Source organism: Cupriavidus sp. WS (genome assembly GCF_000395345.1).
In the GTDB taxonomy this organism is placed as follows: domain Bacteria; phylum Pseudomonadota; class Gammaproteobacteria; order Burkholderiales; family Burkholderiaceae; genus Cupriavidus; species Cupriavidus basilensis_B.
Genome location: NZ_AQPL01000077.1, coordinates 19,486 through 35,140 on the forward strand (window position 1 = coordinate 19,486; position 15,655 = coordinate 35,140).

The window sequence follows — 15,655 nt, forward strand, 5'->3', positions numbered from 1 at the left end:
GCGGAAAATGGCGTGATGCCTATGTCTGGTCCTCGGCGTAGATGCCGGCCGAGATCACCGCACTGCCGACGATCATGCGACCGTAGAGCAGCGGCACCGGGTTGCCTTGGGCGGTGGTATTCACCGGGCCGTTGAAGTTGTAGCTGGCACCGTTGTCGGGGCCGTCCTTGGCGGAGAGGCCGCGCTGCTGGGGCGAGAGCATCTGGACGACGCCACCCAATGCCAGCGCCGCGCCCAGCTTCATGAGGGGCGCGCCCAGGCCTCCACCGTAGACGCTGATCAATGCACCCACCACGATGAGGGCAGCGCCGAGAATCGTCTGGAACAGGCCGGCCCGCTTCGATCCCTGCAGGACAGGCGCGATGCGGATGTCATCCCGCCCAGGAGGCAGCTCTATCTCATCTGCCTTCAGATTGCGCCTGCCCGCGAACACGGCATAGGTGATGCCACGCGCCCCGCTGGACGTGAGCTCCTCCCTGAACCCGGGCAACTGGACGCACAGCGCGCGTATGGCCTCCGCTGGGGTGGCCACCATGAACCGGAACACGCGCCCAAAGCGGGCCCCCAGCTTGCCGTAGAGGCGGATCGTTCTCAGTTTCTCGCTCATCCTTGATACCTCAGTACACAGCGCGTGATCTCCTGCCAGTAGCCGCCGTAGACATCGCGCGAGGACAGCCGGCCGTGCAGGTGGTGCAGCATCAGCCCGTCGCCAAGGTAGACCGCGGCATGATTTGCCACCTTGGCGCGCAGCTGCATCAGGATCACGTCACCAGGCCGTTCCGGCTGATCCTGCGAGATCCGCTCGAAGCCCGCTTCGGCGTAGTGCTGCAGGTACAGGTCCTCGCCCTGGTTCCACCACTCGTCGTGCCGCGGGAAGTCCTTCAGCACAATGCCGCGCTCGCGCTGGTACCAGTCACGCACCAGCGTGTAGCAGTCCAGCACGCCATGAGCGAACGTGCGCCCCACCAGCGGTGCCTGGTAGCCGCTGGGCTGGATGGTCCGCAGGTCGTCGGCCGGCCAGGACAGGATGTGCCACGAGAGGCCAGAGGCCTCGCAGCTGACTAGATCCGCCTCACTCGGCGCCGCCGGGTAGTCGGGATGGCTGTGGACCACCGCCACCACCTCGCCCAGATCCTCCGCCGCGGCATAGTCCTCGGCCGGCAAGATAAAGTGCTCGGTGCCGCTGGCCGAATTTCGACAGGGCACGTAGCGCTCGCGGCCCCTCACCACCACCACCAGGCCGCAGGCCTCGCGGGGATAGTCACGCGCGGCATGCACCCGGATGGCCTCGATCGTTGCCCTCTCCATGTCAACTCCGAAGCAAGTCGGCCGCCGGAAACGAGCCGAACGGCAACGGGTTGTTTTCGCCGAATCGGCATTTGCAGGACGTGAGGCGGCCGCCACAACGGTCCAGCGTCGGGTCTCCCACCGGGTTGTCGTCGCGATCGAAGTAGGCGGCGCCCGTGTACCCGCAATAGGGGCCGCGGTATCCACCGATCGTCAACCAGGTGCAGACGTTGGCGACGATCTGCCGGCGCGGCAACTGCTCCCCGTTGAAGTCCAGCGCGGTCGACAGCTCGAATGCCACCGTCTCGCTCGTCTCGGCCGTTTTCTGCTCGATGTACCAGAGCTCCGGCGGGAGTTCCTCGTCGGGATCGGCTTCCGCATTCCCGCCCGGGAAATTGACCGAGTCGAGATAGCGCCCGAGCGTGCGCCGGCGCGTCACCTTGACCCCCACCAGGTCCTGCAGGAAGAGACACAGCGCCGAGATGCTGCCGTCGACGTTGCCGACCGTCAGCGTCGGGGCGGGCTGCTGGCCGTCGCCGGTGCGCGCGAAGCCCTCCGCCTGGATCGGCCAGCCGGAGTACTCCAGGCCCTGCCACCAGATCGATCCGGCCTGCGTATAGCCATGAAAGCGCAGCACATCGCCGCCCTGGTCGGTGGCGTCTAGCTCGAATAGCTCCACCAATGCACCGGGCTCAAGGCCTTGAATATCGCAGGTGATGCTCATTGGGCCTCCAATGCCTCAATGCGTGCCACGGCCTGATCATGCTTGTCAGCCAACTCGTTGATGGCCTGAACCAGCAGGCCGACCATATTGCCGTACATGACAGCAAGATTCCCAGACACCGGATCGGGCGCCTTGACCAGCTCCGGGCATACTGTCTGCACCTCTTGAGCTATCACCCCGATCTCGGGGTCGCTGAGCTTTGGGGGCAACTCGGGACCACCGCTCTCATCGAATTTCACCACCGATGGCAGCATGCGCTGGTATGTCACCCCACGTATGCTGCGCACCTTGGATAGCGCCCCCTCCAACGTGCGGATATTCGCCTTGATTCTCACATCTGAGCCTTGTGAGAGAGTGCCGCTCAACGCCAGATTCCCCCCGCCTGACAGCACCGCTCGCGTGCCGACCCATGACGCCGTACCATCCGAATTCGCGAAGACGAGATCGCCCGACGACAGCAGGTATGTCATGCATGCTGTCTGCGCTGGAATCAGATACTCATAGCCCGGTTGGAACCCATGGCTTTGATAAATGGTGCCCAAGGAGCGCGTGAATGCACCGTCGCCACGCAGGAATGTGCCGCCCCCCATACCGGGGTTCTTCGCGAGCTTCCCATTCAGACCATTGTCAACGTACGTCTTGTCGGCCTTTGCAGCGAGCCCGTCGTCTACGTACTCCTGGTCCACCTTGTCCTGCATGCTCGCCCGGAGTGCCGCATCCACGTCAAGCACGTCACTGCCATCGGTGCGCAGCACAGCATCGCCACCCCGCTCGATGACGACACCCTCGCCGCCCTGTGTGCGAAACTTCACGGTATAGGCGCCAACCGTGCTGTTACGCACAATCCAGGACTGCACCGGCTCCGCCGGCACAGCAACCTCGCGATTCCCCGTGATCTCGCCGGTCAGCTCAATCACCCCATACAGCACCTCCTCGGCCGTCAGGCTGACCAAGCCGGCACCGCCGCCGATGTCCTTGCTGAGCCGCCCTTGCGCGCGCGCGTATAGCTCATCGAAGTTCGCCTTCGTCTTCGTGAAGGCAGTCCGCGACGTATCGCCGTCGGACGCGCCAGGCGGCGTGCCAAGATCGATTACCTGTTTTGCCATAGATCAAGGCCTGAAGGCCTGCTCGAAGGTTGCGGTAAGGCTGTACACGCCAGCAGCCTCAACCGCCGGCGTGTACTTGGCCACCTGATAGAGACCTTGCTGGCCGAGCGGCGGCGTCCAGTAGAACGAGGTCGCGCCGGCGTGCTGGTCGATGAAATCCTGGATCGCAAGGATCCGCTCCCGAGAGCCGACGAACTTCATCGGCCAGGACTGGACTTTGTTGTTGATGCCGTCGGCGACGACCTGTTTGTAGCCATCGCCGAATTGCGCGGACCGGACGCGCAGGGTGACATCTCCCTGCGCGCTCGGGCCCGCAGCCTGCCAGGTGAAGGTTTCGGTTGCCATCTATGCCTGCCCGTTCCTCATCTTCCAAAGAACACCGCCTTGCCGCTGTTCGCGCGCGAGCCGCTCCGAAACCGCGGCGTTCACCATCGCGCCGATCTGCTTGCCCACCGCCTCGTCGCCGCCAGTCACCTGCGCCTGGCTGGAGCCGTCCGCCAGGTTGACCTGCGTGCTGACGTAGATGTCGCCACCGCCCAGCGCGTGGTTGGGCATGATCGAGCCGGGCTGGCTCGGCACGAACAGTTCGCGCCCCGCCTCACCGACCAGGTAAGGCTGGCCAGCGACCACCGGACCGCCCGCCGCGCGCGCCGGCAAGCTGAAAATGCCGGCGCCATAGCCGCCGGACACCGAGCCCGCCGTACCGAAGTAGTCGCCGGCCAGCGGCGTGGCCAGAGATGACGAAGCGCCGGCAGCCGCACTGGCCGCGCCACCGAAGGCCCCCGCTCCGGCGCCCAGATCACCACCACCGAGCAGGCCGCCCACCAAGCTGACACCCATCTGGAAGAGCCCAGAAATGGCCGCGCGCGCCTGGATGCGGGCGAGATCTGCGATCACCGATTTGGCAAAGTCACCGAATGACGCCTTGCCGGTCGTCGCGAAGGCAACGAGCGAGTTCTCCATGCCCTGGAAGGCATTGCCAAACAACCGGCCGGTCTGGTCGGCCACGTTGGCGGCGGAGTCCTGATAATCGGCAAACGCCGCCTTCGCACCATTGCTCCAGTCGGCTCGCTTCTCGTTGAGCTGGTCGTAGTACAGCCCGAGCTGCTCGAGCGCCGCGCGCTCGCCTTGATTGACCTTATCCAGCTCGTCCTGGAAGAGCGGCGTACCGAGTTGCCCCCGGTCCGTCATGCTCTTGATCCAGTCGGTGCGCGTGCGGGCAAACTCACGGTAGATGCTCTTGGCGGCATTCACCTGCTCGAGCGCACGGCCGCCCATCCCGAAGGCATCCAACTGGCGCGAGTACTGATCGCCGCGCGACTGCTCGCCCTCGCGGATTCGCACGTCGATGCCGGCGGCCTGCACGCGGGCCTGTTCGGCAAGCCGCGCCTGCTTTTCGGTCTCCTTGGTCTGCGCCTTCTTCTTCTCCAGCTCGGCATCGGCAGCGATGTTCAGGGCGAGCTGGGCGCGAATCTCATCTTGCCGCGCAAGCAGGCTCTTCTGGTCTGCCGTCAGGACCTTCTTGGTCTTGATGTCGGCCAGCTGCTGATTGAACTCGGCGAGCTGCTTCTCGGCCGCCGTAAGCTTGTCGGTGTCGGCCAGCTGCGCCTGCACGGCGGCGCCGGCCTGCTTGAGCTGGTCGAGGTAGCGGGTGGCGTAGTCCTCGGTGTAGGCCTTGCCCTTGGGCGCTGCCTTGTCCTTGTATTTCTCCTCGATGGCGGCGGCACGCTTGGCGTATTCGTCGGCGGCGAGCCCGACCTTGTCGGAATCGGCCTTGAGCTGCTTGAGCTCGTCGGCCCGCTGCTGCGCGCGCGATCGCGTGGCCTTTTCCTGCGCATCGAGACGCTGGCGCGCCTCCATCGTCTCCTGATCGCCCCGACGCTGGCGGCCTTCCTCTGCGGCCTTGTCGGCCTTGGCCTGCAGATCCTGCTCCTGGGACTGCAGCGCCTTCAGGCGTGCCAGCGCGCCGACTCGGCGACGATCACCGTTGCCGGTGGCCGCGCCGCCGGCGGTCGAGTCGAACCCGGTCGGCTGGCCCATCTTCTCCAGCTCGGACTGCACCGCAGCGATGTTCTTGCGAACGTCGGCGAGGGTGTCCGGCCGGCCCAGGCCCAGCATGTAGTCCCACGCGCCCTTGGCAGCCCTGGCCACGGAATTCCAGCCGCGCTCCATCAAGCCAAGGTTCTGCAGCACCTGGTTCGCGCGCTGGGTCATGGCCTCGGCATAGGTACGCTGCGCCAGCGCCGCCGCCTGATCCTTGTCACCCTGCTCCTCCAGCGCCTTGATCTGCTGGAAGACCGAATCGGTCAGGTAGTGATATTGCTCATTGAGCTTGAGCGACGCCTTGACCGGCTCGTCACCCAACTCGTTGAAATGTCCAACCGTTTCCTTGACCGATACGCCGACCTTGGCCAGCGTCACGGTGGCGGTCCCCACCATCTGCAGCTGGTCGGCCGCGACCTTGCCGGACGCGGCGAGGTCATTGAGGACTTCGGCGGCGGCGCCTTGTGTACCAATCGTCCGCGAGATCTCCCCCGACATGGCCACCAGCTGGTTCGCGCTGACGCCGGCATAGTTCCCCGTCAGGGTCAGCGACTTCTGGAAAGCCGTCTGCTCCGCCGCTCCCTGATGCGCCGCCAACGCCAATGCGCCGAAGGCACCAACAGCCAGCGTCGCCGGCGTCACCAGGCCAGCGATATATCCGCCCAGCGCCTTCGCCGCAGGTCCGATGCCGCCGAACATGTCCTTGAGCTGGCCACCCTGCTGCGTGATCACGAGTAGCGGACTTCCGCCGCCGGCGAGCTGCGTCACGATGTCGGTGAACTGCGCCGGCACACCGCGCAGCGCCGCGGCCGTCTGTGCGGCCGATACACCCGTCTTCCCAAGCGCGGCCTCCGTCTCGCGGATCTTATTGATCAGCGGTTCGGCCTGCTGTGTGACGCCGAGTTGCGCTGCCCGATAGGCTAGCCACTCGGATCGGGATTTGCCGACTTGATCCGATTCCCGCTGCAGGTTCGTGAGGAAGCGCTTCGTTGACGCATCGACCTTCCCCGCCGCACCGTCGGCCGATACCCCAACCTTGTTGAAGCTGTCGGCGGTCGACCTGCCCGCATCAGTGACCGCCGATTCGAACTGCTTGACCGACTTGGTCCCTTCTTGCATGCCGGCCTTGACGCCCGAAACGTCGGCACCCACCTGCAGCGTGGCCTTGCCAACGACCTCGCTTCCACCTTGACCGGCGCCCGCACCGCCGGCGGCACCATCCGCCATATCAGCCCCCGTTCATCGCCGCCAGCGCAGCGTTTTCCATGATGCGGATGCTCTCCAGCACCTCATCCCACTGATCCCGCGACACCCGTGCCGTCTCCAGCACGAACGGCAGCACGTTGTAGTCCAGCCCGATTGGCCCACCGAAGCCCATCCGCCATTGCGTGGCTGCCCGGCAGAACACACCGAAGGCCACAGCGTTTTCCGGCCAGAGGTCGATCTCCGGCCGCAGATAGTCATCGGCAGTGAGCCCGAACGCGGCGAGCTGCTTCAGGTCGGGCGGACGCCAGTACAGCGCGCGCGCCGCGGCGATCAGTTTCCCCGGCGCGCGCCGCCCAGCGAGTCGAAATAGCCCTCGTGGATCGCCCGGGCAGCAAACGGGTAGTTGGCCAGCAGATCGGCGAAAGTCTCCTCGGAGAACGGCGTGTCGACATCCCGCCAACCCTCCACCACCTCCAGCAGGTGCTTGGCAAATGCCTGCGTACTGGACTGCAGGCCATCAGCGGACAGATCTGCCGCCCGGCGGTAGTAGTCGTCGGCCTCTGCGGCCGTCTTGTGCTTGAACACCAGCTTGAGCGCCTTCGGCCCTTCCCCGGGGACGTGCACCTTCGCTTCTCCGACGAAGGTCGGATTCGGCTTTACCTTGAAGCTCATGCCTGGTCTCCCGAGTAGCGCGTGGGCTCGCCATCGAGCGAAAGCGTCACATTGAGCGCCATCGCTTGATTCTTGGTCAGTGACGGCACCTTCGAGAACGACACATAGGCGCGGTAGTACGTGCGCGCACCGCTGGGCAGTTGCAGCCAGATCGGCCGGGGCGTCCGCTCTGCATCGGCCTGGTCCAACACGGCATAGTGCGGCTTGGTGTCATCGTCCGCCACCTGGAGCGTCGCCGAGCGCGCGTTGCGAACCGTCGGCTGCTGGCGCTCGGCGTCCGTGTCCTCCAGGAACTGGTAGGTGTAGAACTGCTGTTCCCCGCCGCTCATGTTGGCATCCAGCACCTGCGTGATCGGCTCCCAGGTCTGCACCTTGCGCACGCTGCCGATACCGGCGCCGGCCGGGAAGCGCTTAAGATTGGTCGTGTCGATACCCTCCAGCGCGAAGGTGCCGGCATCGCTGTCAATGACGCGCGCCACGCGGCCATTGAGCGACGGCCAGCCGGAAACGATCTCAACGATGTCGCCGTCGGCCAGGGGATGGGCCGCCGCGGTGGCCACGGCCGGCTTGGCATTGCTCAGCGCCGTGATGATGACGGCCGCGCCCATTGCAGACGCGACGGAATAAACTGCCCCGTTGGGCAAACTCACAGACATATGTGACTCCTGAAAAAGAAGAGGCCCGCGCGCGGCGGGCCTGTGGATGTGTCGCTCCGAAACCGGGGCGTTATGCGTCGAACCAGATGGAAAAATCCTGCTGCGCACCGTAGAGCTTGGTTTCCGGCTCGTAGCGTGCGAGCACCCCGGTCATGATCGTGGCCAGTAGCGCGGGGTGGAGGCACATGATCTTGCGGGCCTCGCGCATGAGCTGGCTGGCCTGCTCCCTGTCGTCCGACCAGATGTTCAGTTGGAAGCGGCCGTTTTCCTTGTCCGGCACGCCGGCAAGGAAATTGAGCGGCTGGCCACCGATCTGCTGATAGGTGGAAAACGGCAAGCCAACATCGGGTGGTGCCACGTCTGGAAAAATCCGGTCGCCGAACAGGCCTGACAGCGCCTGCCGCAAATCCGCCTCAATCGCCATGCAACGCCCCCACTACAGTTACCTCATTGCCGAAATCGTCCACCACGGTGCGCGTCAGGACCTCCTGCATCTTTTCGATGGCGCGCTGCTGCATGGCCTCGACGGCCGCCGGCGCGCGGTCGAACGAGCCGCGAATGAACGGCACCGCCGGTACCCATTTGATGCGACGTGGAGGCCCCGTGTTGCCGCGCCCGAGTTTTCCGCGGACGAGCCAATGGCCGTTCTCCAGCAAATGCCCATGAGGCGCCTTGGATGCGTTCCAGCTGATCTCATAGATCTTGTGCAAGTCGCTGGACTGGTCTTCCGAGAAGACATGGTAGATCGCATCGCGCAGCTGGCCAGGCTTCACCTCCACCCCGTTCTTGCGAGTGAATGCGCCCCCTTGGTAGACGGGCGCCCGGATCCGCGCTTCCTCGTAGAGCACCTTGGCGCCCGCGTAGGCAACAGGACGCACGACATGCTTTTGCACGTCCTCGTCGAGTTGCTGCAGCGCCGCCACCAGATCCCCCTCCAAGTTCATCATGGTCAGCCCCTTGATGCGCCGACAACGGCAACCAGGTCGACATGCTCCCGGTTGTCGTAGTCAGGCAGCACCGCCTGAATGTCGTAAACCGCGCCCCGGTAAATCACGCGCCACTGCGCCGTCACGTCCTCGCGGTAACGGATGCGCATGCTCACCGTCGTCGCGTCGACCTCCTTGTCGGCCGCTATGGTTTCTCTGCCGTTCTTGCCGAGCAGTCGGGCCCAAGGCCGGGCCACGTCGATCCATACGTCGTCCGGCTGGCCCGAGGGCTTGCGGCCAGGGCCCCTGCGTTGCAGCGTGATCCGTGCACGCCGATGGCGACCGATGTCCATGTCACAGCTCCTCGATGACGTAGCGGTTGATCAGCCCCTGGGTATAGGAGCTCGGCACGTCGAAGGTCTGTCCGTGCGTGACGGTCTGCCGGATCTGGTCCAGCGAGCCAAGCTGCAACAGCATCCAGCTCACCAACGTGCGCGGCACACTCTCCGGGTCGGGAAAGGCACCACAGCGAAACCGCACTCGCACGTTGCTCGCCACTGGCAGGCTCCCCGACAGCCGCAGCCATACGCCGCCCTCGACGCGGCATTGCCCGACGGGGAGCACCTGATCGGCACCATCAGCATCGCTGTAGATTACCGATTCGAGGACCGTCACGTCATGCCACAACCGGATCCGGTCCCGCAGCGCATCGGCCCGCACCTCGCAGAGCTGCGGGAGCAGCGGCCTGTGCAGCGCACCCTCCAGCGCTTCACGTGCGGCCACGATGCCGTCTTCGATGTCGCCGTCTACATCCTCATCAGCTTCATCGTCGATCAACAGATGCCGCTTCGCGCGCAGGAGGCTGATTGCCTCCTCGGAGGGAGGCTCGATCACGGCCCGCATCGCTTACAGGCTCTTCGCGTAGGCGACAGCAGCCGGGTGCGCGTCCAGCTCGCCGGCACCAGCGGCAAGTTCGTCCTGGGTGACTGTGATCACCGCATTGACCTTGCCGAAGCGGCCGTCGACCAGCACACGCGCCAGAATGCACGGCACCACCTGGGCGGCCATCTCGACCACCCCCGTATCCTGAGCACCGTCGCCCTGCGGGGCCGCACCGCTGTCGCCGGCGCCGCTTCCAGCGCTACCGTCCGCTGCGCCGCCGCCCGCGGCCACGCCCACCGCAGCGCCATCACCGGCCGTCGCCGGGGCGCCCGTCGCGCCAGCCGCATCGGCCAGCATCGCGGCCGTGGCAGCCGCCTGGTTTTGTTTCGCCATATTGATTCTCCTGAGATCCGCGCCGGCATCCCGGCGCCTCCGTTGACGTTGCCAGCCTGCGTTACGCCGCGGCGTTCTGGTAGCTCTTGACGGCGCCGCCCACGTCGATCAGGTTGCCGCCCTGGCGATTGAACGCCACAAAGCCGATCTGGCCATTTTCGATGTACTTCGAGTCGGCCATGCGGAACAGCGTCAGGTCCATCACTTCCCGGATGACGTACTTGGAGAAATCGCCGAACATGATCGATTTCGCGTTCACCGCCATCACCGGCATGGCCTGGTCGATCTGCACCGGGCGGTTGAGCAGGCGATCCGGCGCGCCGCCGGGATTGCCCTGCTCGTATCCCGGCACGAAGATCGGCCGGCCGTCGGCGTCCTTGATCTTGCGCACGACCTTGAGCGTCTGGTCATGCATCAGGAATGCCACCCTGCCGCCGTTGCGGTAGGCCGGGTCCACGCTGTGCTCCAGATCGACCAGGTCGTCGTACACCACCGTGGCCGTCTGCCCCGCCGCACCGACCTTGCCGACCGCCGCAGCAGTATTGAGACCGTTGGGCTGGGTGGTGCCATTACCGATCACATAGTGCTTGCTCGTGATGCGACCGAGCCGTACGGCGAGCAGCGCGCGGATGTACAGCTCGATGTCGAACATGCTGTCCTGGATCAGCTCGAACGGCACCGCGATCGACTTGGAGCTGTACTTGAAGACCGGCAGTTGCAGGTTCGCGAACGTCGTATCGGCGGCCGAGACCGGGGCGTTCTGGCCCACGATCTCGCCCTCTTCCGCCGTGGCATCCGCTGCCGGGAAGTTCATCTGGCCACCCGTGCCGGTATAGATCACCGTGGCCAGGCTACGCACGCCGCCATAGGCTTTCATGGCTTCGGTCAGCTGGCGGAAATACTCGATGGCGACGGTGTAGCCGCCCTCGGAAGGCGTGGTGGTCGACATCGCGGCCTGGATGTCCGGTGCCCGCCGGGCGCGGGCGCGCTGCGCATCCTCCGGCGAGAGGTTGGAGAAGCCACCCGACAGGTAGGCGCGCAGGGCGCGCGACTCTTCGCTGTGGGCGCCGGGCGTGCGCATGGACTCGTTGAGCAGGCCTTCCGGCCGGCCGTTGGCGGCGTCCTCGCCGAGCTTGGCCAGGTAGTCCTCGGTCCGCTTGATCTCGGCGTTGATCTGATCGACCTCGGCCATGCTGTCGTCGTAGGTCTTCTGGTGTTCCGCCGTCCAGCTCTTGCCCTTGTTGTTTTCCATCAGGGCATTGAGGTTCTTGGCGATCGCGTCACGGCGCTCCCGCAACGCTTGGATGCTTTGCTTCATGGATTCTCCGGGTGTGGAAATGAAAAAAGCCGCCCACGTGGGCGGCTCGGACCGACGCGGGAGCGCGTCAGATGCGGCTGGCCAGATCCAGGCGGCGGCGCATGGCCTGCACGTCGTGGTCCGGTTCCGGCGCCGGCACAACATTCACCGGCGGTTCGTTTTCGGGCTCTTGGGCGGGCGGCGCACCGCGGGCCTTCGCCGGGGCATTGCTGAACGCACGGAGGTTCCACGCGCTCGCCCGCGCCTCCGCCTTGGTGTCGACGGCCTTGCGATCCGCGAAGCCTCGCTCGATCGCCTCATCGGCGTTGAACCAGGTCTCCGCCGCCATCCATGCCGCGATGTCGTCCGCGGCCTGCCCGGTGCGCTGGGCATAGGTGTTGATCAGCGTGCCGTCGATCTTGTCCAGCAGATCGGCCTCGGAGCGCAAGTCGTCGGCGTTGCCCCACAGGGCTGTCCATGCCTTGTGGATCATCACGAACGCGCCGTCGGAGATCTCGATCTCGTCGGCCGCCATGATCAGGAAACTGGCCGCGCTGGCGGCAAGGCCGTCGACGTGCCCGATGATCTTCGCCGAGTGCCCGCGCAGCGCCGCCTCCATCGCCCGGGCCGCGAAGACATCACCACCGGGGGAGTTCACCCGCAGGCGAATCACGCCGGCGGTGATGCTGGCCAGCTCTTTGACGAACGTGGTGGCAGAGACACCGCCCCAATAGTCGTCGGAAACGATGTAGTCGTAGAGGTAGATCGTCACCTCGTCGTCGGCACTGGCCACGACATTGAAAGCCCGCGCCGCGGCGCGGTTGTCACTCAGCAGCTGGAGGATTTTGTTTCGGCGCATCGCCTTTCCCTTCGTTGAATTTGTCCGCCGGCGTCGACGCGGGCAGGTTGAAGATCCGCCGGACTTCATCCCGAGTCATCCAGCCCGGCTCGCCGGCCCGGCCGAAGGCGATGCGGGCCGCCTCCAGGCGAGACTTCAGGTCGCCGCGCTCAAGGGTCTCGGTGTCGAACTCGACGTACTGATCGCGGTTGCCGCGGTAGATCTTGCGGTTCAGCTCCTGCTCGATCTTCACCAGGTGGCGCTGCAGGGTGTACTTGACGAAGCCGATACCCATCTGCTCGACGCCGCTGCCCCAGCCGGTGGTCTTGTCGGTGTAGCCGATCATGAATGGCGGAATGCCGAAAATCCGGGCAGTGTCCTCGACGGACTTCTGCAGGAGCTCGAGCAGTTGGGCATCCTGCGGTGTGATGCTGATTTGCTTGATGTCCATCCCGCCCGTCAGGATGACCGGCGCGCCGTTCTTGCCGCCGGGGCCGCTGTATCGCTCCAGCCATTGCTTGCGAAGCGAGTCGATGTCCGAGCCTTCCAGCTTCTTGGCTTCCCGGTTCTGCGTGAGCACCAGGTCGGGCCGCATGTTGTCGAGCATCGAATTGGCCTGCTCGTTGCCGGCCGTGGCCAGGGAAACGGCATGCCGCAGCACATACCGGATCTGGGACATTCCCCGGCGACCGTCGAAGCCAGGGCCGGGAACATGAATCATGTCGTCCTGGTCAACGACTTCCACCTCCCCGCTCTCATCCCACAGGTAGTACAGCAGCCGTTCCTTGTTGTCCGGGTAGGGCTGCGGATCGACCTGCAGCGCATGGTATGGCTTGAGGGTGGTGATGTTGGGAGACAGCCGACTGCGCCGGCCGATCCGCATGAACAAGTCACCATGCAGCAGCAGCGACTGCGCCCCAAACTCCCATGCGACCGGCGCAGCCCATCGCGGGTGCATTTCCTCGTTCAAGACCCACCAGAGATCCGGGCGGTATGCCTCGCCAATGCGACCGACCCGTTTGTATGTCTCCAGCGTCAGCGAGGCCAGCGCCCCACCGATCAGCGCGACACACGCATAGACGGCGCCGATGCTCATGGCCGTGCGCTCACTGACCGGCCGACCGCTACCCGGCATGCCGCCGGTCAGCCAGCCGAAGGCCTCGGTACCGGGCCGGATGTCCGAGACCGGCACGGCGGCGGCCTGGCGCTCCGCCTCGCGTTTCTCGCGCCAGGCGTTGAGGACGACAGAGCCCTTTTGCGCCACGCGCTCTTTGTTGTACCAGTCGCTCATAGCACGATGATTCCCGATTCGGGCCTAGTTGGTTCGATTGCCACGGCGCGGCTGAGCGCCATGCAGGTGGCGACAGCGGGGTCGATGCGGCCGCGGCCGATGGATTTTTTCTTGTCGGGGCGGAAATTCCCGTTCGTGTCGTACAGCAGCGAGATATTGAGGACGGCCCAGCGCAGCACCGGGTTGCCTCCGTGCCGCAGCTTCTTGCCGTAGATCAGCTCCTCGAAACGGCGCGCGCCCGGGTACATGCCCTGGGTGTTCTGGGGCACCTTCACCAGCGGCACCCCTTCAGCCATCAGCTCGCCGACCAGCTGGGCGGCGTTCCATTCGTCGAATCCGACCTCTACCAGGTCGAACATGCGCCGGGCCGCCCGGATGCGTTCCTTCACGGGCGCGTAGTCGGTAATCGTGCCCTCGGTGACTTCCAACCAGCCATCCTTGTCCCAGCGGTCATAGCGCGCCCGCTCGTCCTTGGCATTGGCCTGCAGGTCCACCTTCTCCTGCGGGCACCAGGTCCACACCAAGACATGCCACTCGCCGCCGGGATCGTCATCCGCCGGCGGGAAAACCAGCGAGAACGCCGTCAAATCCTGCGTGGCAGAGAGGTCCAGGCCGCCATAGCAGCGCCGGCCGGCGAGCTGCGACATGTCGAACTTCTTCGCGCCCTTGTCCCAGACCTGCGGACTGATCCAGCCGTCGGCCGAATTCACCCAGACGTTCAGGTCCTTTGTCAGGAAATTGGCGAGCGCGCTCGGCAAGAAAGCCGCCTTGCGAGCCATCGTGCGCATGTAGTCAAGGCGCTTGGAGCGTCCCAGGCCTGGGTTGGCCTTGTACCAGTTGCGCTCGAGGAACGGATCGTCGCCTTCGTCCAGCGTGTAGATGTAGCCGAAGTACGAGTCGTCGGCGCGCTCGCCCTTCAGCACCTCGATTAGGTAACGCCGCTGCTCGGTGCAGATGCCATCCAGGATGAAGCCCGCCGTGGTGATCGCGGACAAAAGCGGCTGCTCGCGCGCGCCCAGCGCGGTCTCCATCACGTCCCACACGTCCGGTGTTTTCTGAGCATGCAGCTCGTCGAACAGAATGGCAGACGGGTTGAGGCCGTCCAGCGACTCGGCATTGGCCGGCAACGGCTTGAAGATCGACGTGTCAAACGAGATCTTCTCGAGGTTGGTGCCCTCGTGGATCTTGAAAGAGCGCTTCACGCCTGGTGAAGTGCGGGCCCAGCGACGGAAGTTGTCGAAGGCTGGCCGGAAAACCGACATAGCCTGCTCGCGCGTGGTGGCCACGGCGTACACCTCGGCGCCGACCTCGCCGTCCATCATGAACAGGTAAGCGCCCTGCGGTCCCTTCCAGGTCGACTTTCCGTTCTTCCGTGCTACCTCTTCATAGCCCCGCGTGAAGCGCCGCAGGTTTTCGGCTGTCTTCCAGCCGTACAGCACCGCCGTCCAAAACTTCTGCCACGGATCCAGCAGGATCGGCTGGCGCGCCAGCGGCCCCTTGATGTGGAAGAAGAATTTCTCGATGAACTGGATGACATGCCACCCAGCATCCGGATCGAAGTGGAGGCCGCGCTTGTGGCCATCCAGCAAATCCCGGTAGTGACGCTCCACCGCCAGATAGACATACTCGCCCACCACCACCTCACCGCGCAGGACAGGCAGGCCGTAGGCAGTGTCCCATTCGTTGAGTTGGTCCGCCGCCGGTGTTAGACGGGCGACATGCTTCTTTGTCCGGCGCGCCCGTTCGCGGCGTTCCGTTCGCTTTGCGCGTGGGCCAGAAGATCGCCGAACAGATCGTCCTGCTTGCCCTCCTCCCCCATCTTCGCCTTGGCCATCACTGCCGATGGCAGGCTCAAGCATGCCTCTGGCAACCATTTGAGCAACTCTTGCTTGATGTCGCGAGCCGCGTAGTACAGCGGGTGCGGCTGGCTGTAGTCGCTCTTGGAAGACCTCATCAAGATCGACCCGCCATTGCTGGCGATGTAGTTCTGCAGCTCCAGCTCCGTTTGGATGTACTGGATGAAGGTCTTGCAGATGATGGCAATGGCGATACCGCCGGTCCGGTGCGGCAAGCCCTCATCGCGAAGCACGCCGCAGATGTAGTCCCACACCTTCCGTTCGCGCGGGGACAGTTGGGTGCCCGGCGGAGGCTCGGGCGAGCGAATTTCCTTATCACCGGCACGGGACGGGCCTTTCGCTTCCCCGTCACCGCCGGCCAGCCTATCGGCGTTTTCAAGGCCCATACACGGCTCCTAATCGCTGGGCCCACCAAAAAAGCCATCCGGCTCGATTGCTGGGCTGTACGAGGCGGATCCGTTGACCCCCCCCTCTCTGA

At 65.0% G+C, this 15,655-nt stretch carries 19 protein-coding genes; all 19 read right to left on the reverse strand.

Going from position 1 to position 15,655, the window contains the following annotated elements; translation table 11 throughout:
- Positions 1-19: 19 nt before the first annotated feature.
- Complete coding sequence (locus tag K206_RS0107825) at positions 20-607, reverse strand: tail assembly protein (protein ID WP_020201860.1); 588 nt, start codon at positions 605-607, stop codon at positions 20-22.
- Positions 604-1,308, reverse strand: a complete 705-nt coding sequence (locus K206_RS0107830) for a C40 family peptidase (RefSeq protein ID WP_020201861.1) — start codon at positions 1,306-1,308, stop codon at positions 604-606. Before K206_RS0107830 ends, K206_RS0107825 begins: the two co-directional genes overlap by 4 nt.
- A gap of 1 nt (position 1,309) precedes the next feature.
- On the reverse strand, positions 1,310-2,011 hold the full coding sequence (locus K206_RS0107835) for a phage minor tail protein L (RefSeq protein ID WP_020201862.1): 702 nt from the start codon (positions 2,009-2,011) through the stop codon (positions 1,310-1,312).
- Positions 2,008-3,117 (reverse strand): tail fiber domain-containing protein, encoded by a 1,110-nt coding sequence (locus tag K206_RS0107840; RefSeq protein WP_020201863.1) that lies wholly within the window; start codon positions 3,115-3,117, stop codon positions 2,008-2,010. Before K206_RS0107840 ends, K206_RS0107835 begins: the two co-directional genes overlap by 4 nt.
- 3 nt (positions 3,118-3,120) lie before the next feature.
- Positions 3,121-3,462 (reverse strand): phage tail protein, encoded by a 342-nt coding sequence (locus K206_RS0107845; protein WP_020201864.1) that lies wholly within the window; start codon positions 3,460-3,462, stop codon positions 3,121-3,123.
- On the reverse strand, positions 3,463-6,387 hold the full coding sequence (locus tag K206_RS0107850) for a phage tail tape measure protein (RefSeq protein ID WP_020201865.1): 2,925 nt from the start codon (positions 6,385-6,387) through the stop codon (positions 3,463-3,465).
- A 1-nt stretch (position 6,388) separates the two neighbouring features.
- Entirely contained in the window at positions 6,389-6,700 is a 312-nt protein-coding gene (locus K206_RS44630; RefSeq protein WP_255359635.1) for a DUF1799 domain-containing protein, read from the reverse strand.
- Entirely contained in the window at positions 6,697-7,038 is a 342-nt protein-coding gene (locus K206_RS37760) for a phage tail assembly chaperone (RefSeq protein ID WP_020201867.1), read from the reverse strand. Before K206_RS37760 ends, K206_RS44630 begins: the two co-directional genes overlap by 4 nt.
- On the reverse strand, positions 7,035-7,694 hold the full coding sequence (locus tag K206_RS0107860) for a phage tail protein (RefSeq protein ID WP_029043354.1): 660 nt from the start codon (positions 7,692-7,694) through the stop codon (positions 7,035-7,037). Before K206_RS0107860 ends, K206_RS37760 begins: the two co-directional genes overlap by 4 nt.
- A gap of 70 nt (positions 7,695-7,764) precedes the next feature.
- Positions 7,765-8,118 (reverse strand): DUF3168 domain-containing protein, encoded by a 354-nt coding sequence (locus K206_RS0107865; RefSeq protein WP_029043355.1) that lies wholly within the window; start codon positions 8,116-8,118, stop codon positions 7,765-7,767.
- Positions 8,108-8,641, reverse strand: a complete 534-nt coding sequence (locus tag K206_RS0107870; protein WP_020201870.1) for an HK97 gp10 family phage protein — start codon at positions 8,639-8,641, stop codon at positions 8,108-8,110. The genes K206_RS0107865 and K206_RS0107870 overlap by 11 nt, the downstream gene beginning before the upstream one ends.
- A 2-nt stretch (positions 8,642-8,643) precedes the next feature.
- Positions 8,644-8,973, reverse strand: coding sequence for a phage head closure protein (locus tag K206_RS0107875; RefSeq protein ID WP_020201871.1), 330 nt, complete (start codon positions 8,971-8,973; stop codon positions 8,644-8,646).
- Between the two features lies 1 nt (position 8,974).
- The gene (locus K206_RS0107880) at positions 8,975-9,523 is read right to left on the reverse strand and encodes a head-tail connector protein (protein ID WP_020201872.1); all 549 of its coding nucleotides are present in this window, start codon (positions 9,521-9,523) and stop codon (positions 8,975-8,977) included.
- A 3-nt stretch (positions 9,524-9,526) separates the two neighbouring features.
- Positions 9,527-9,895, reverse strand: a complete 369-nt coding sequence (locus tag K206_RS0107885; protein ID WP_020201873.1) for a hypothetical protein — start codon at positions 9,893-9,895, stop codon at positions 9,527-9,529.
- Between the two features lie 61 nt (positions 9,896-9,956).
- Positions 9,957-11,213 carry a phage major capsid protein gene (locus K206_RS0107890; RefSeq protein ID WP_020201874.1) on the reverse strand — a complete coding sequence of 419 codons (1,257 nt, stop codon included), beginning with the start codon at positions 11,211-11,213 and terminating at the stop codon, positions 9,957-9,959.
- A gap of 67 nt (positions 11,214-11,280) precedes the next feature.
- Entirely contained in the window at positions 11,281-12,051 is a 771-nt protein-coding gene (locus tag K206_RS0107895; RefSeq protein ID WP_020201875.1) for a head maturation protease, ClpP-related, read from the reverse strand.
- The gene (locus K206_RS0107900; protein ID WP_020201876.1) at positions 12,017-13,321 is read right to left on the reverse strand and encodes a phage portal protein; all 1,305 of its coding nucleotides are present in this window, start codon (positions 13,319-13,321) and stop codon (positions 12,017-12,019) included. The genes K206_RS0107895 and K206_RS0107900 overlap by 35 nt, the downstream gene beginning before the upstream one ends.
- A complete protein-coding gene (locus K206_RS0107905; RefSeq protein WP_231401578.1) occupies positions 13,318-14,955 on the reverse strand; it encodes a terminase large subunit in 1,638 nt (545 codons plus the stop codon). Before K206_RS0107905 ends, K206_RS0107900 begins: the two co-directional genes overlap by 4 nt.
- A 71-nt stretch (positions 14,956-15,026) precedes the next feature.
- Positions 15,027-15,563 carry a P27 family phage terminase small subunit gene (locus K206_RS0107910; protein ID WP_020201878.1) on the reverse strand — a complete coding sequence of 179 codons (537 nt, stop codon included), beginning with the start codon at positions 15,561-15,563 and terminating at the stop codon, positions 15,027-15,029.
- Between the last annotated feature and the right edge of the window lie 92 nt (positions 15,564-15,655).

What these genes read in the sequence shown, in the direction of transcription:
- K206_RS0107825 (WP_020201860.1), bottom strand. Translation starts at nt 607, where the DNA reads ATGAGCGAGAAACTGAGAACGATCCGCCTCTACGGCAAGCTGGGGGCC.
- K206_RS0107830 (WP_020201861.1), bottom strand. Translation starts at nt 1,308, where the DNA reads ATGGAGAGGGCAACGATCGAGGCCATCCGGGTGCATGCCGCGCGTGAC.
- K206_RS0107835 (WP_020201862.1), bottom strand. Translation starts at nt 2,011, where the DNA reads ATGAGCATCACCTGCGATATTCAAGGCCTTGAGCCCGGTGCATTGGTG.
- K206_RS0107840 (WP_020201863.1), bottom strand. Translation starts at nt 3,117, where the DNA reads ATGGCAAAACAGGTAATCGATCTTGGCACGCCGCCTGGCGCGTCCGAC.
- K206_RS0107845 (WP_020201864.1), bottom strand. Translation starts at nt 3,462, where the DNA reads ATGGCAACCGAAACCTTCACCTGGCAGGCTGCGGGCCCGAGCGCGCAG.
- K206_RS0107850 (WP_020201865.1), bottom strand. Translation starts at nt 6,387, where the DNA reads ATGGCGGATGGTGCCGCCGGCGGTGCGGGCGCCGGTCAAGGTGGAAGC.
- K206_RS37760 (WP_020201867.1), bottom strand. Translation starts at nt 7,038, where the DNA reads ATGAGCTTCAAGGTAAAGCCGAATCCGACCTTCGTCGGAGAAGCGAAG.
- K206_RS0107860 (WP_029043354.1), bottom strand. Translation starts at nt 7,694, where the DNA reads ATGTCTGTGAGTTTGCCCAACGGGGCAGTTTATTCCGTCGCGTCTGCA.
- K206_RS0107865 (WP_029043355.1), bottom strand. Translation starts at nt 8,118, where the DNA reads ATGGCGATTGAGGCGGATTTGCGGCAGGCGCTGTCAGGCCTGTTCGGC.
- K206_RS0107870 (WP_020201870.1), bottom strand. Translation starts at nt 8,641, where the DNA reads ATGATGAACTTGGAGGGGGATCTGGTGGCGGCGCTGCAGCAACTCGAC.
- K206_RS0107875 (WP_020201871.1), bottom strand. Translation starts at nt 8,973, where the DNA reads ATGGACATCGGTCGCCATCGGCGTGCACGGATCACGCTGCAACGCAGG.
- K206_RS0107880 (WP_020201872.1), bottom strand. Translation starts at nt 9,523, where the DNA reads ATGCGGGCCGTGATCGAGCCTCCCTCCGAGGAGGCAATCAGCCTCCTG.
- K206_RS0107885 (WP_020201873.1), bottom strand. Translation starts at nt 9,895, where the DNA reads ATGGCGAAACAAAACCAGGCGGCTGCCACGGCCGCGATGCTGGCCGAT.
- K206_RS0107890 (WP_020201874.1), bottom strand. Translation starts at nt 11,213, where the DNA reads ATGAAGCAAAGCATCCAAGCGTTGCGGGAGCGCCGTGACGCGATCGCC.
- K206_RS0107895 (WP_020201875.1), bottom strand. Translation starts at nt 12,051, where the DNA reads ATGCGCCGAAACAAAATCCTCCAGCTGCTGAGTGACAACCGCGCCGCG.
- K206_RS0107900 (WP_020201876.1), bottom strand. Translation starts at nt 13,321, where the DNA reads ATGAGCGACTGGTACAACAAAGAGCGCGTGGCGCAAAAGGGCTCTGTC.
- K206_RS0107910 (WP_020201878.1), bottom strand. Translation starts at nt 15,563, where the DNA reads ATGGGCCTTGAAAACGCCGATAGGCTGGCCGGCGGTGACGGGGAAGCG.